The following is a 13,961-nucleotide window of genomic DNA, read 5'->3' as shown; positions in this document are numbered from 1 at the left end:
TAGTAGAATAGGAAAAATAAGCACTTCCTATCTCTTTCTGAATATTCTCAACAGCCTCAAGAGAAGAAATAGCAGTTTCCACTTCATAAACTAGAATGCGGAATCCTCATTATTAATCCTTATTTTAGAAGAGCCTCAGAACTCTCAAACTGCAAGGACAGACATCATCACGTATACCAGGGAGAGCAAGGGTATGACGATCGAGCTCCCTGTCTCCCCAAGAAATGAGAGAGATAGGGAGGTCAGGATTACAGAGGTACCTCCAGCTAAAACCGCTGAAAGCTGGTAGGCCAACCCGGCCATCATCACTCTCTGTTCCCTATAGAGTTCAGCTAGGTAAGCTCCCTGCGGTGCGTAGCTTAGGGAGTCTCCAAGGCCAAAAACCAGAAATGATGCCAAGACCAGGATACCACTTCTTAAGATGGCGGAAATGCTCAACATGGCAGAGGACAACAACATTGTCAGCATCCCAATCCTTATCACCGTCCTTCTCCCCATGAGATCTGACGCTATCCCCATGGGTATCATTAGGAACATCTCCTCCACAGAAACAAAAAGGATCGGAAGTGTTCCTAGGTCAAGGCCAGCTTTCAAGAGAAAGGGGATTGAGAAGGATGTGAACTAGTAGAAGTTCGAGCTTTCCCCCACCTTAATCATGATCCCTTTGATCAGGGATCTGAGACCACTTAGCTGAGCACCAATTATCCTTCCCCTCGTCTCAGGCAATCGGAATGTCACTGGTATCAAAAGCGCGGAAATCAACGCTGGCACAAAGAGGGAGAGGGGCGAAATTGCCACCGTGAGCGACAGGATTAGTCCAATGGGTACGGACAACTGCACCAGGCTTGTCCAACCACCTCTCATGTTTTCCACGCTTTCTGCCATTAGGACCGAGGCGCTCCCCCACTCTCCGCCAAGGGCAAGACCTATGAGGACTGGCGAAATCACCTCTAGCGGAGATCTCAGCGATATGAGGAGGTCACCCACGAAAAGGAAGAGGAATACTAGGGAGAGCGAGAATCTCTTTCCCCAGCTATCCCCCACCCTCCCTAGGAGGAAGGCTCCCAACGGTCTCCCAACAAAGGCTGAAAAGTAGAAGAGGGCAGACAGGATTAGGGAGTGAAAGGGCGAACTAGATGCTGAAAGGATACCCACAGAGAAGAAGGAGTACCACGAGATCACAGTTCCCAGGAGCGCCACTAGGGGAATCCTTAAGTCCATGGATTCACCGTGAGAAGTCCATGCACACGAAGGGTTCACGTCCCCTGTACTCCGTCTCCACCACAAACACCGAACCGCCTAGTTCTTCCCCTGCCCTAGATGAGGAGGTCACGAAAAGCTGGTTAAGTTCAGGCCCTCCAAAGACGACCGAGGTCACTATCTTTACAGGCATCTGGATCTCCAGGACTGGCCTCCTAGAGAAGGGCTCCCACACGGTCACCAACCCTCCTCCATAATGGGCTACCCAAATTAACCCGGAGGAGTCCATGGTCATTCCGTCAGGAACTCCCGGGTAATCGGAGGTATCCACAGCCGCTCCAAGACTTTCAAGTTCGTCATCTCTAACCCTGAAGGCGTAAACCCTCTTCCTGGGACTATCCACGAGGTAGTATACGTTCTTGAACCAGTCCATTCCGTTGGATATTATTAGATGATCCACGAGGGGAGTAAACTCGCCGTTAAATCGGTAAAGGATCCCCAGGTCCCTCTCCTCCTTGAGATCCATTGTTCCCACCCAGAACTCTCCTTTAGGGCCACATTTTCCGTCATTGAATCTAACTCCTTCCGCAGTGATGCTGGAGATGGGAGTGAATTCCCCTGAGAACTTGTATAGGGTTAACCCTGCGGACGTGATCAGTGTCCCAGGTTCGTGAGTTAAGCCCAATGAAGAGATCATTTGGGGTGCATCTATGACGGTATCCTTTCCATCCCTTGTTACGTGAAGTTTTCCTCCCTCAATATCGACCCAGTAAAGAGTCCCCGTCCTAGGATCCCACAGCGGTCCCTCTCCTAACCTTGCGTTGCTCCTAACGTAAATAGACGGCTCCATCAGGTCTTCAATGATTTAAGAATTAAAAAAGCCTCGCTTACGAGATAATGAAGACTGTGTCTAAAGCTCCTAGACGCGTTCACTGGGATATCCCTTTGCGTCATAGCTAAATCAAGGATGAGGCACGCGTTATCTCCAACTCACGAATCCATGTCAAGAACGTGATCAAGGGTACCGACATCTTAACAATGCCTCTGCCACCAAGTCCTTTTTAGGCAGTTGTGATTCTATCACCCTATGGATTATTCCTCGGCCTTTGCGACAGCTCTGGAAAGGCCAGATCTGTACTGGTCGCCCTTTGCCTCAGCACTAAGATGGTTTAAGCCCTGGAATTCAGTCCTAGAGGGCGGGAAGTGGTTCGTGAACGGGGAGACCAACATTGCGCATAACGTCCTTTCACATGAGGGCACGGCACTAATCTGGTATGGTGAAGACGAGAGGAGAGAAATCACGTACTCCGAGCTGGCCAGGCTGACAGAGAGGGTGGTCAACGTCATGAAGGACAAGGGAGTGACTCGGGGCGATAGGGTCGCAATCTACATGCCAAACCTTCCTGAAACCATTGCCTCACTCCTCGCCTGCGCCAAGATGGGAGTCGTGTACTCCGTTATCTTTGCAGGTCTTGGGGAGCAGGCAGTCAAGGCCAGGATTCAGGACCTCTCACCCAAGCTTGTGCTCACCACGAGGTACACCCAGAGAAGGGGTCAGAGGATTCCTCTCCTCGGTGGTGATGTGACACTAGAAAGGAACCTCACCCCCTGGGAAGATGACTTCACTCTCCCTGAGAGGATTGAGGCAAATGATCCCCTCGTGATAATGTACACCTCCGGTACCACAGGTAGACCTAAGGGGATAGTTCTACCCCACGGCTCCTGGATGGTGGGTCACTACACCGTGTTCGATATCGTGTTTTCCCTGAGACCTGGTGACGTGGTATTCACCTCAGCTGACGTGGGATGGATAACGTTTTCCAGGATCATGTATGGCACTCTTCTTCATGGCGGAACACTGGTTTTCATGGAGGGAGCTCCTGATCACCCTAGGGATAGGGTTAGGAAGATCATGGAGAGGGAGAACCCCAAGGTATTCTTCACATCCCCAACGCTTCTACGCCTGTTGAGGAGTATGGACCTATCCCTGCCTCGCGTTGAGTACATTGCCACTGCAGGCGAGATAATGGATGAGCCTTCCTGGGATTACGCCATAAGGTTCGCCGATAGGGTCACGGATATTTACGGCCAATCCGAGACAGGATATGTGGTGGGGACTCCGTTCTCCCTGGGTGTGGAGTCAAGGAAGGGATATGCCGGAGTTCCGTTCCCTGGAGCACTGCTGGAAACAGTTGATGAGAACGGGAATAGGGTTGAGGGTGAGGTCGGCCACCTAGTCCTGAAGAGTCCCTTCCCCACGAAGTTCATTGGGGTCTGGAGAAATGAAGAGAAGTTCAAGGAGTATCAGAGGTACGGCGGACATGACACGGGAGACCTGGCAATCGTGGAAGGCGGATACGTCAAGATTGTGGGCAGGAGTGATGACATGATAAAGGTCGCAGGTCACAGGATCACCAGCGGAGAGGTGGAGGACGTGGTTTCAAAGGTTCCAGGGGTTAAGGACGCGTCTGCGGTGGGAGTTCCCGACCCCGTCAAGGGGGAGAAACTTGTCCTCTTCATCGTGGGAGACGCAGACCCTGAGAGAGTTAAGGCGGAGGTTAGATCCAAACTAGGGCCAATATACGTGGTTGACAGGGTGGTGAGAGTGCCTAGGCTTCCTAAGTCCAGGAGCGGGAAAGTGGTGAGGAGGATCTTGAGAGACCTACTCACGGGAAAGGATGTAGACCCGACGATACTGGAGGACCCTGAGGTGGTGAACGAGGTCAGGAGAAGTTTAGGCTGACCTCACGATTTCGAAAACCTTTGTTCCCTTAGCCTGCGATAGGCAGAACTCAACCTGGTCCGGGAATCCTGCAGGCGGGACCATCAACTTTACGCAGTGTATCCTCGTGGTCTCCCTTTCCTCTTCCCTGAAGCTATCTGACCCGCACTGGCAGATTCCCCTTGGCTCGAAATAGGCCTTACCACATGAGTTGCACACGTAGACTATCACGGCTCATCACCCACTATCGCGACTGTGGCAGAGTTACCGAAACCAGCCATGCTCAAGGTTAACCCAGTCCTCGCGTCCTTTACCTGCCTCTCGCCTGCCTCTCCCCTGATCTGATGGAACGCCTCCACCAGTTGAGCAATTCCGCTGGCACCTATGGGATGGCCCTTAGAGTTGAGCCCACCACTGGTGTTAATGGGCATCTCACCGTGAATCTCGGTCTCCCCCTCCAGGTAAGATCTCCACCCCTCTCCTCTCTTGAGTAGACCCAACGCCTCTGCCTCCACAATCTCCAGGATGGTGGCCATGTCGTGAAGCTCGGCGAAGTCCACGCGGTCCACCTTGCTAGTTCTCATTGCCAACTCGCCTGCCCTTCTCACTGACCTCATCTCTAGTAGGTCCTCCCTATCGGTTATGTGGGAGGAGTCAGAACCCATGGCTATTCCCTTGATGTAAACTGGTCTACCAGTGAAGCTGAGCGCGTCTTCATCCCTTACCAGGAGGAGGGATGCTGAACCATCACTGATCGGGCAGAACTCGTACTGAGTCAGCGGATCGGCAACCACGGGAGATGAGAGAACCTCGCTCAAGGATACTTCCTTCCTAATATGGGCGAAGGGATTTTTGGCCCCATTTCTGTGGTTTTTCACTGCCACTTCAGCTATGGCTTCCCTCCTAGCATTATATCTCGCCATGTACTCCTTCGTCATGATGGAAGCAAGGGAGGGTACAGAGATCCCCACCGACCTCTCCCTAGGAGGCAGAAGGGAGGAAATAACTGAGGTAACCTCCCTTGTCCTCATTGTGGACATCTTCTCCACACCTATCACGAGGACAGCCCTGGCCGTCCCTGACTCAAGAAGGCTCTTTCCCACCAGAACGGCGCTCCCTCCACTTCCGCTCGTGTTATCTATCCTAACTGAGGGAACGTGTTCCAGAGAAAGGTACGTGGAGATGAGGTTGTTCAATCCAGAAACTCCATTAAATTCCCCTGAGTAAGAGTTTGATACAACCACGAAATCCACGACATCCCTGTATTTTCTCACAAGTGGCAGAGAGGACTCCTTAGCCAGGTCAAAGATGCTCTCCCTTCTCTTTCCGAAGGGCGTAATCCACGCATCTACTACGGCAACCATCCCGTGGATACAGTGGGCTATGTTTAAATTTTTAACTTGAAACTTAAATGTAACGCCTTCTATTATATTCTTAATGACGATTAAATAAAGTATTCTATATTGATATCCAACATTCTATCGCGATTTGTGACTCCGAAACGTTATTTTCTAGCTGTTGTAGATTTGGCCTTGATTAGCACTATTACTTAAAAATTACTAGATATACTTATACTTTATTACTTGAATTAATCTATATACTAGTATGTATAAAAATCTCAGATATATTTAAATAACATGAAGTCCAATATGAGGAAAGTGATACCCTTGTTACCGAGAGTTAATTATAAAAAGGCAGTTAGGGGGATAGCCAAATCTGTTGTAATAGGGATAGTAATTGTAATAATAGTTATAGGTGCAGTGGCAGCTATAGAGTTAACAAGTCATAGGACAACGCCCCCAAGTGTAACTAACACCTCAACTACCACAACGACTCCTCCCCCTGTTACTGGGAATGTGACCATAACCTATTTCGACGACCTCTCCCAGTCAGAGGCTTCAGTAATGCAGAACGTAATCATTCCGCAATTTGAAAAGGAATATCCCAACATTCATATCAACTATGTGGATGAAGGTGCAACGGACATCGTGAAGAGTGTTGAGGAGCTTGAGCTAAGTGGTAACGTTGGACCTGTAATAATTGGAGAGGATAACCTGGTTATTGGGGAGCTTCTGAACGGGAACTATTTGATGAACCTCACGCCATACACGAGCGAAATACTTCAGAACGTCTCCCTCATACCCTCAATGGTGAGCCTCGTAAAGTATGAGCAAAGTGTTTACCACGGGGAGTTCTTCATACCATTGAGGGGTAACATACCCCTAGTGTGGTATAATGCAACGCTGTTCCAGGAAATGGGAATAACTCCGCCTCAGAACTGGTCTCAGCTAATGCAGGTAGCCTCTGAGATAAAGGCTAAGACTGGTGTGGCCCCAATCATGTTCCAGGGTCACGGCGGAGCCAGCACCTACACGGAGCTTTACCAATGGATGGTACAGGCTGGAGGAAATCCATTCCTCTTCAACGACTCCGGTGATGTGTTAGCCTTCGAATATCTCTATAACCTCTCCAACTACTTCACTCCGGGTTACGTCCATGGGTACTGGGGTAGCTATAAGGGACTGTTAAGTGGAGAGTATTACATGATTGACTATCAATGGCCCTACATCTATAGCACCATGGCTAGTGAAGGCGTAAACATGAGTCACATAGGCTTCTATCCGGGCCCTGTGGGACCTGCTAACGGAGACCATCTGGTGGGCGGAGATGTCCTGGCCATACCTAAGGGAGCAACCGACATTCCTGCACTAATAGATTTCGCGAGGTTCCTCCTATCGACGCAGGTTCAAAGGGACTTTATCATATACTTGTCCTGGCCAGCAGTAAATCAGCAGGCCTACAACAACTTGCCAAGCAATATCAGCGCATTGTACAAGGCAGAGGAGGAGGCCATGAGCAACGCGTTCTTCAGGGAACCCGTTCCATGGATAACTGTGTGGGGACAGATCGCTGACAAGGTATTTGACACGATTATTGTAGATCATGCACCCTACTCCCAGATACCCAGCATCCTAGGCCAGGCGAATCAGGAGATGTATAACTACCTAGTCCAGAACTATAACACCACTGTGGCTCAGCAATACGAGCAGGGAGTCTACGGTCCATTGTACGGGTGAAAAACTTGAGGTTAACCCCTTTTTTACTGGTCCTGCCTGCGGTGGGGTATATTGTTGCTTTCTCTTTTTTTCCCACTATTGACGCCGTTTATCTAAGTTTTCAGGATCCTCACGGGGGATTATCGCTTCATAATTACCAGGAGCTGGCCTACTTTAATGTAGGGGGAGCAGTCTTAGACACAGTTCTCGTCACTGTGGGTGCGCTTCTAATTCAGCTGGCCTTGGGTTTTCTAGTGGCATCGGTATTAAGCAGGGAATTCCTAGGAAAGAGGGCACTTTCCACAATAACTATCATTCCCATGGGCGTGGCTACAGTGGTCGCTGCCATAACCTTTAGCTTCATTTTCCAGACCAGTGGCGGTTACGCCAACACAGTGTTGCATTCCTTATTCGGGATCAATGTTAACTGGTATCAAACTTCCCTATCATCCCTCCTTGTAGTCATGCTAGCTGATAGCTGGAAGAACACTCCTATAGTATCCCTGATTCTCTTGGCAGGAATGTCCTCGATCCCAAGGGAGTTATATTACTCCGCAGCCATAGACGGAGCCGGTTCGGTGAGGAGGTTCATTCACATTACACTACCAAATCTAAGGAGCTTCATAGGTGTAGCCCTCATCCTCAGAGGGGTTCAGGAGTTCAATATCTTCGCTCTTCCCTTAATCTTGATAGGAGACCATCCTCCCCTACTTACCACCTTGGTGTATAACCTCTACACGACCACCTTTCCTGAAGTGGGCCTAGCCCTTGCTGCTGCAACCGTTCTCCTAGGTTTTATCCTGGTCTTCATGGGTGTTGTGATAAAATTGACAGGAGGTAGATCCTCATGAAGTGGTCCTACATAGGTGCAATTGTGGTGGGCGCATATTTCCTGTTTCCACTCTATGTCCTTTTCCTGTTGGCCTTCAATTCGCCAACCATCACTATACTGGCAAGGTATCCTGCTCTCCTACCTATCTCATTAACGTTGAATAACCTGGTTGTGTCCCTGCAAGGTTCAGCGTTCATAGACCCCTTGGTAAAGAGCCTAGAAACTGCCACCCTGGTTGGGGTGATTACCCTAGTACTCGCAGTTCCAGCAGGTTACGGTCTCAGCAGGCTTCCTAGAGCTATTGCCTACCCCTTCTTAGTTCTCCTTCTTGTGACAAATATGATGCCAGCTATCGTTATTGGGATTCCCATAGCAGTGGAGTTCATTAAGCTCCATCTCTTTGAGAGCGTTGAGGGGCTTGCCCTAGCGCAGACTCTGATTACCCTTCCACTGGCAACTTTCATTCTTCAAGGGACTTTCTCCTCAATACCGTCAGACCTAGAGAATCAAGCCAGGGTCGATGGTGCGGGCCTACTGAGAAGGTTATTCTCGATCCTGTTGCCCATAGCCGCTCCTGGAATAGCAGCTGCCTTCCTAATATCCTGGATGTTCTCCTGGGACGAGTTCACATATGCCATACTATTGATTCCGTATCATTCTACGCTTCCAGTCACCATATACTCTGATGTAACTAGGGGTAACCTGCTCGCAGGAGTTGCGTTTTCCCTGGTCTTCACGATTCCCGTAATAGTATTAACTTTCGCGTTACAAAAGTATCTAAGAGGAGAATATTTGGCAGGGGGGATAAAGGCATGACCGTAGAGCTAGTTGAGCTTGTGAAGGTTTACGGGACCAAGAGAGTCCTAGACGGTGTGACAGAGAAGATAGAGAGCGGTGAGTTCTTCGTGATTCTTGGTCCCAGCGGAGAGGGGAAGTCCACTCTCCTTAGGATCATGGCAGGAATAGAGAAGCCCGACAAGGGTAAGATACTCGTGGATGGAGTCGACGTAACTAACAAGCCTCCAGAGAAAAGGAACGTGGCAATGGTCTTTCAAAATTACGCACTCTATCCCAACATGACTGTGAGGGATAACATAGCCTTCCCGCTCAAGATGAAGGGAATGAAAAAAGAGGAGATCCAGGAAAGTGTTGAGAAGGTTGCAGGTCTTCTAGGAATATCCGAAATTCTAGATAAAAAGGTCACGAAGATAAGTGGAGGTCAACAACAGAGGGTGGCTATAGCTAGGGCAATTGTGAGGAACCCGTCTTACTACCTTCTGGATGAGCCTCTCAGTAACTTGGACGCTAGGATGAGAACTGTGGCCAGAGGTGAGCTCAAAAGAATTCAGAAGGAGTTGAAGGGTACGTTCATTTACGTGACACATGATCAGAAGGAGGCTCTCAGTTTGGCTGATAGGGTTGCAGTTCTTCATGCAGGGAAGTTTGAACAGGTAAGTAAACCCAAGGACTTGTATGACTATCCCAGAACTAAGTGGGTTGCCGAATTCATAGGAGACTTCCCCATGAATTTCGTTCCAGGGGAAATACTGGGAGAGAAGGCCGAGGAAGTAGGGTTCAGACCAGAGTGGGTCAATGTGGGGAAGGGGGAGCTAACATGTTCCGTGGAGTCGGTGGAGGCAGTGGGAGATTCCAGGTACCTCATCTGCGTTTTCAAGGGGTATGGCATAACGATCCTCTCCGAGGAATACTATGACGTGGGCGATGAGGTCAAGTTTGAGATAACGCAGTATAGACAGTTTAAGGATGGACAGCTGGTAGAAGAATAAAAATCAATTTTTCTTTTCATCTTTCTCTTTTTCAGTCATTTCCAGGATCCTTACCCAAGTCATGAAACAATCCTCAATGATCTTCCCCTTTTCCTCTTCCATGTTCTCACCCCAGAACCCTGGTGAAGAATCTGACGGTTCTATCCCATGCATCCTTCGCAGCAGCCTCGTTGTAAACATGTCCCCCTTCAGTGGCAAAGGCGTGATATGTTCCAGGGTATATCTTCATGTCCAGTTCCTTCTTGTACTGGATCATGGCTCTCACCATGTCAGGGACTCCCTGGTTTATGGCAGAGTCCTCACCTGCGTAATGAGCTAGAACGGGCCCCTTGATCTTGGCTATGTCCTCGAGCGTTCTGGGATTTCTTCCGTAATACACGACTGTGGCGTCAAGGGGGACCTGAGTGGAGAGCTGGAAAGCTAGACCTCCTCCCATACAGAACCCTATGGCGCCAAACTTGGGGAGGCCGAGCGACTTGAGGTAATGAAACGCGTGTTCTAGGTCCTTTAACATTCTGTCCTCCGTCGAGGCCCTATTGACCACAAGGTCTTGGTAGATCCTCTTCTCCTGTTCTGTTAGTCCCTCAACAATCTTGGCTAAGGCCTCCCTATCCCCCCTCTTCTCTGGTGGCAGGGAGAAGAACCTTCGCATGACGCTGGAGATGGTCCTCTCGTTGAAGATCTCGGAATCCCTGGAGTACAGGTTAGGTGCCAGGGCAGTGAAGCCTAGACCTGCGAGACGCCTAGCAACGTTCCTCACATACTCCGTAATCCCCCAGATCTCGGAGATTACAATGATTCCAGCCTTGTTTCCTCCTGTGACGAGGAAACCTTCTACCTCTTTACCATCAAAACTAGAATACTTAATTACTTTTTCTTCCATACCAAGTTTAGACATCTAATAGTAAAAAACCTAACTTTCGTGGCCCTTGAAGGATAGCCTGCCGAGTTCCAGGATGGCCCTTATGGTCCCCACGGTGTTGTTGATGTTGATATTCGAGAACTCCAGGGACTTCTTTCCCTTGCTTTGCTTTAGGTCCCTGAAGAACCACTCTATGGATGAGAATATTCTGTCTATCATGAATCTCACGATACTCCCAGTCACTCCCTTGCCTCCAGCCAGCCTTGGAGCGAGTTTTCTCGTAACCTTCATGTTGTAAGTCCACGCAATGTAGAGGAGATCCCAGTACTTGGAGGGTAACCTCTCAAGTGCAGGGAAGGGATTGTCCTTTATCCTAGTGGTCGAGATGGGAATCACGGGTAGCGGGAAGATCCACGCCATGAAATCGTGGTCTATTATCTTCTGAACCAGGTCAATGCTCTCCTGGACGTCGCCGTCTGTCTCCTCCTTGTAACCTATGGTCATGGTGTAGCACGGGAAGATGTAGTTGTCGTTCATGATTGCTGTGGCGTCCATGATAACGTCACTCCACTCCCTTGGAGTCCACGGGAAGGCCTTCGCTGGCATGTACTTTTCCAGGATCTTGAGGCTTCCGCTCTCCAGTCCCACCACCGGCATTACCGACCTATCGAAGTCATACCCTGCGATATCTGCCATGGCCTGGACAGTCCTCGGACTAGACTTAACAGCTGGGGCAGAGATATGGGGCCAGAATAGCCCATCCACACCCGTGCCTTTCACCTCTGTGAAGAGCTTCACGATGGCCTCATGGTTCACCCTCAGCTTCGAGGATCCGTAAAGGAGAATGTCATCTGTGATGAGATCAATGTTCCTTATACCTCCCTGAAGGTTGACCTCAACCTCCTTCTTGATGGTATCTAGGGGGATTGTTCTGAAGGTCTCAGGAGTGATGGAACAGAAACTGCACCCTCTAGGACATCCCCTAGTCACCTGTACCTCTCCCCACCTAGTTGGCCCCAGGATTGGGGGAATCTCCTCCACCTTCGGATCTCTTCCCTTCACCAGGGGAGGTACGCTTTCACCCCTGAGCATGGACTTCACCAGGGGAGGTAGGGTGACCTCTGCCTCTCCGAGCATAAGGACATCCAACCATTCGGGTCTATCGCGAGCTAATTCCCACGCCCCAGGTCCACCCGCAATGACCTTGAAATTGTACCTTCTCTTTAACCTCGAGATCGTATCTCCGAGTTCGTCGAAGAACTGTTCCAGCCACGATTTGCCTCCCCCAAAGAGAAGAGCCAACTTGAAGGTTACGGGGTCCAGGCCTCTAGGGTCGTGGACCGATATTCCCACGATCTTGGTGTTGTGCGAGACTGCCTTCTCCAGCCTCTCTGGTTGGACAACTGCCACATCAGTTATCCCATTGGTAACTAGGCTGGCCTCAATTTTCCTTAGCGCATATGGCGCGTAAAGGGCTCTCCCCTCCTTATCCACATCCTTGATCGGGGGAGTGAAGAACCTATCCATGAAAAACCTCGGGACTAGCCTCGCCGGCATGCACGCCACGTATCCCAAGACGCTGGATGGCCCAAACCTAGTAAACGAGCCGCGATCAGAGGTTAAGACTACGCTCCATCCGGGCATGAGTATACATGGGACGCTTAAGAATTTAAAGATTAATTAAATGATGTTCAGTTAATCAATTAGTTTCTGATATATAGTAAAAATCTCTTAAGATATCCTAATTAAGTATGGCATCAAGTTAAATTATAATATTGGGACATTAGAGGAATATATTCATATGATTTTTAACGAGTTTAAGGCAGAGACGTATAACTTTTAGTACGCTGAAGCATCAATGGGGGTGTCAAGCCAATAGGACTTGAAAATCTAATTAAGGATCATAGGGACCTAATTCATGGGAGAACCTTTTTACTTGAGATACAAGGATTATTTATGATTATCTCAACAGAAAGGTTACCCGAGGAGTGCCACACCCTGCTGGATAAGTTTGGGGTTAAGGACTCCAACTTAACAGACTCGGATCTAAGGGAAGGGGAAGTGTTAATGACTTGGCCCTCTAAGGTTGCTGGCCTCCTGGAGAAGATGCCGAAGCTCCGGCTTCTCCAGACTTTCTCGGCCGGAGTTGATGATCTTCCCTTCGAGAAACTTACAAAGGTCACGGTGATGTCCAACGCTGGGGCCTACTCTGAGTCTGTGGCTGAACACGCGTGGGCCCTGGCCCTCGCCCTAGCAAAGAGGGTGAACTTGAGGAAAAAGGTTGAGACTTACTCCGTCATGGGAGGGACCGCCGTGATTCTTGGGGCAGGGGGAATAGGGTCTGAGATTGCTAAGATCGCCAAGTTCGGGTTCTCGATGAAGGTGGTGGGGGTGTCCAGGTCCTTCAAGAGACCAGAGTTCTTCGACGTTAAGCTCCACCCGACGCAGTTAAGGGAGGCCATCCCGCAGGGAGACGTGGTGTTTGATGCCCTACCCCTCAACAAGGAGACCAGAGGAGTTCTGAACTATGACCTGTTGAGGCTGATGAAGGAGAGGACAATACTTGTGAATATAGGAAGAGGGGAAACCATCGTAGAGGAGGATATCATCAGGATTCTCAAGGAGAGACCTGACCTGAGGTTTGGGACAGACGTATTCTGGAGGAGGAACGGGAGGGAGAACTTTGACAGTTCACTGTGGGAACTCGAGAACTTCGCAGGAACGTATCATACCGCAGGGGCATCGGCTAGCGGAGAGGTCTTGAGGAGGGCAATGATAAGCGCTTGTGCCAACCTGGAAAGGTATCTATCCAGGGGAGAGACGAACAATCTAGTGAGGATCTCGGACTACCTATGAGGCCAATCATAGTCCCGTGGCAATTACCTTCACGGTATACAGGCTCGTTAAGAAGCATATAGATGACATAATCCAGGCAGATGCCATGTACATAGCCTGTACCGGCCTGGCAACCTATGACGTTCTAGGATATCTTCACGGGGATTTGGGTATGTCAATAATTTCCGAGAATTCAGGGGCAATGCTGGAGGCCCTAGACAGGCTCAAGATATCTTATAGGGTACCGGGAATGTAGGAAGCGTTTCACTACATCGTACCAAAATTTGAGAGCCTGAAAGAATCTCTAGATAGAAAAAGTAAAAAACGCTTTATAACAACTTATGCTCGTACTTGGTTACTGGACTTATCATCTTCACTTTCCAGGTTATTCCCATCTGGCTGGCAACGTTAGCAAGGTCCTGCATGCTTGGCACTTCCCACTCGCAAACTGCTGTCTTGTTAGCCTCATCTACGTTCAACTTCTCGAGCTTAAATCCCTTCGGAAGCTTCTTTCCCTTCGCCATGTCCACTAGCCCGTTGAAAAACTTCAGGGCCTGATCCTTCTGCGTATCATCCCATTCATGTATCACGTAAACCTTTGCCATAGATATAATATCAAATCTATAAAATATAAGATTTTCCATCATTAACTTAATGATTTCAATCG

15 protein-coding genes are annotated in these 13,961 nt (G+C 49.3%); 7 read left to right on the top strand and 8 right to left on the bottom strand.

The window, feature by feature from the left end:
• Positions 1 to 144 precede the first annotated feature (144 nt).
• The 3 genes from MSED_RS06555 to MSED_RS06545 are packed head-to-tail and all read right to left on the bottom strand — an operon-like array spanning position 145 to position 2,050.
• On the bottom strand, positions 145 to 594 hold the full coding sequence (locus tag MSED_RS06555; RefSeq protein WP_144418766.1) for an MFS transporter: 450 nt from the start codon (positions 592 to 594) through the stop codon (positions 145 to 147).
• Positions 595 to 621: 27 nt separating this feature from the next.
• A complete protein-coding gene (locus tag MSED_RS06550; protein WP_048060084.1) occupies positions 622 to 1,221 on the bottom strand; it encodes an MFS transporter in 600 nt (199 codons plus the stop codon).
• Positions 1,222 to 1,225: 4 nt separating this feature from the next.
• The gene (locus MSED_RS06545) at positions 1,226 to 2,050 is read right to left on the bottom strand and encodes an SMP-30/gluconolactonase/LRE family protein (RefSeq protein ID WP_012021238.1); all 825 of its coding nucleotides are present in this window, start codon (positions 2,048 to 2,050) and stop codon (positions 1,226 to 1,228) included.
• A gap of 237 nt (positions 2,051 to 2,287) precedes the next feature.
• Between MSED_RS06545 and MSED_RS06540 the strand changes: the two genes are divergently transcribed.
• On the top strand, positions 2,288 to 3,943 hold the full coding sequence (locus MSED_RS06540) for an AMP-binding protein (RefSeq protein ID WP_012021237.1): 1,656 nt from the start codon (positions 2,288 to 2,290) through the stop codon (positions 3,941 to 3,943).
• Here the strand turns inward: MSED_RS06540 and MSED_RS06535 are convergent.
• Both MSED_RS06535 and MSED_RS06530 read right to left on the bottom strand, forming a co-directional pair.
• Entirely contained in the window at positions 3,935 to 4,153 is a 219-nt protein-coding gene (locus MSED_RS06535) for a PhlB family protein (RefSeq protein ID WP_048060083.1), read from the bottom strand. The two genes, MSED_RS06540 and MSED_RS06535, sit on opposite strands and share 9 nt — an antisense overlap.
• Positions 4,150 to 5,286 (bottom strand): thiolase family protein, encoded by a 1,137-nt coding sequence (locus MSED_RS06530; protein WP_012021236.1) that lies wholly within the window; start codon positions 5,284 to 5,286, stop codon positions 4,150 to 4,152. The genes MSED_RS06535 and MSED_RS06530 overlap by 4 nt, the downstream gene beginning before the upstream one ends.
• A 273-nt stretch (positions 5,287 to 5,559) precedes the next feature.
• On the opposite strand from MSED_RS06530, the gene MSED_RS06525 reads away from it, so the two are divergent.
• The 4 genes from MSED_RS06525 to MSED_RS06510 are packed head-to-tail and all read left to right on the top strand — an operon-like array spanning position 5,560 to position 9,597.
• Positions 5,560 to 6,999 carry an ABC transporter substrate-binding protein gene (locus MSED_RS06525; protein ID WP_012021235.1) on the top strand — a complete coding sequence of 480 codons (1,440 nt, stop codon included), beginning with the start codon at positions 5,560 to 5,562 and terminating at the stop codon, positions 6,997 to 6,999.
• 5 nt (positions 7,000 to 7,004) lie between these two features.
• A complete protein-coding gene (locus MSED_RS06520; protein WP_012021234.1) occupies positions 7,005 to 7,829 on the top strand; it encodes a carbohydrate ABC transporter permease in 825 nt (274 codons plus the stop codon).
• On the top strand, positions 7,826 to 8,626 hold the full coding sequence (locus MSED_RS06515) for a carbohydrate ABC transporter permease (protein WP_012021233.1): 801 nt from the start codon (positions 7,826 to 7,828) through the stop codon (positions 8,624 to 8,626). Before MSED_RS06520 ends, MSED_RS06515 begins: the two co-directional genes overlap by 4 nt.
• Positions 8,623 to 9,597 (top strand): ABC transporter ATP-binding protein, encoded by a 975-nt coding sequence (locus MSED_RS06510; RefSeq protein ID WP_012021232.1) that lies wholly within the window; start codon positions 8,623 to 8,625, stop codon positions 9,595 to 9,597. The genes MSED_RS06515 and MSED_RS06510 overlap by 4 nt, the downstream gene beginning before the upstream one ends.
• A 106-nt stretch (positions 9,598 to 9,703) precedes the next feature.
• Here MSED_RS06510 and MSED_RS06505 read toward each other — a convergent pair whose 3' ends face one another.
• Positions 9,704 to 10,480 (bottom strand): dienelactone hydrolase family protein, encoded by a 777-nt coding sequence (locus MSED_RS06505; protein ID WP_048060082.1) that lies wholly within the window; start codon positions 10,478 to 10,480, stop codon positions 9,704 to 9,706.
• A 30-nt stretch (positions 10,481 to 10,510) separates the two neighbouring features.
• Positions 10,511 to 12,103 carry a B12-binding domain-containing radical SAM protein gene (locus tag MSED_RS06500; protein WP_012021230.1) on the bottom strand — a complete coding sequence of 531 codons (1,593 nt, stop codon included), beginning with the start codon at positions 12,101 to 12,103 and terminating at the stop codon, positions 10,511 to 10,513.
• 312 nt (positions 12,104 to 12,415) lie between these two features.
• Here MSED_RS06500 and MSED_RS06495 point away from each other — a divergent pair, with 312 nt between their 5' ends.
• On the top strand, positions 12,416 to 13,315 hold the full coding sequence (locus MSED_RS06495; protein WP_012021229.1) for a 2-hydroxyacid dehydrogenase: 900 nt from the start codon (positions 12,416 to 12,418) through the stop codon (positions 13,313 to 13,315).
• Between the two features lie 16 nt (positions 13,316 to 13,331).
• Positions 13,332 to 13,550, top strand: a complete 219-nt coding sequence (locus MSED_RS12185) for a hypothetical protein (protein ID WP_012021228.1) — start codon at positions 13,332 to 13,334, stop codon at positions 13,548 to 13,550.
• Positions 13,551 to 13,623: 73 nt separating this feature from the next.
• Here the strand turns inward: MSED_RS12185 and MSED_RS06490 are convergent, their stop codons facing one another.
• Positions 13,624 to 13,899 carry a hypothetical protein gene (locus tag MSED_RS06490; protein ID WP_048060081.1) on the bottom strand — a complete coding sequence of 92 codons (276 nt, stop codon included), beginning with the start codon at positions 13,897 to 13,899 and terminating at the stop codon, positions 13,624 to 13,626.
• Between the last annotated feature and the right edge of the window lie 62 nt (positions 13,900 to 13,961).

It is taken from the genome of Metallosphaera sedula DSM 5348 (genome assembly GCF_000016605.1).
In the GTDB taxonomy this organism is placed as follows: domain Archaea; phylum Thermoproteota; class Thermoprotei_A; order Sulfolobales; family Sulfolobaceae; genus Metallosphaera; species Metallosphaera sedula.
This window is presented reverse-complemented; position numbering and strand designations above follow the sequence as displayed.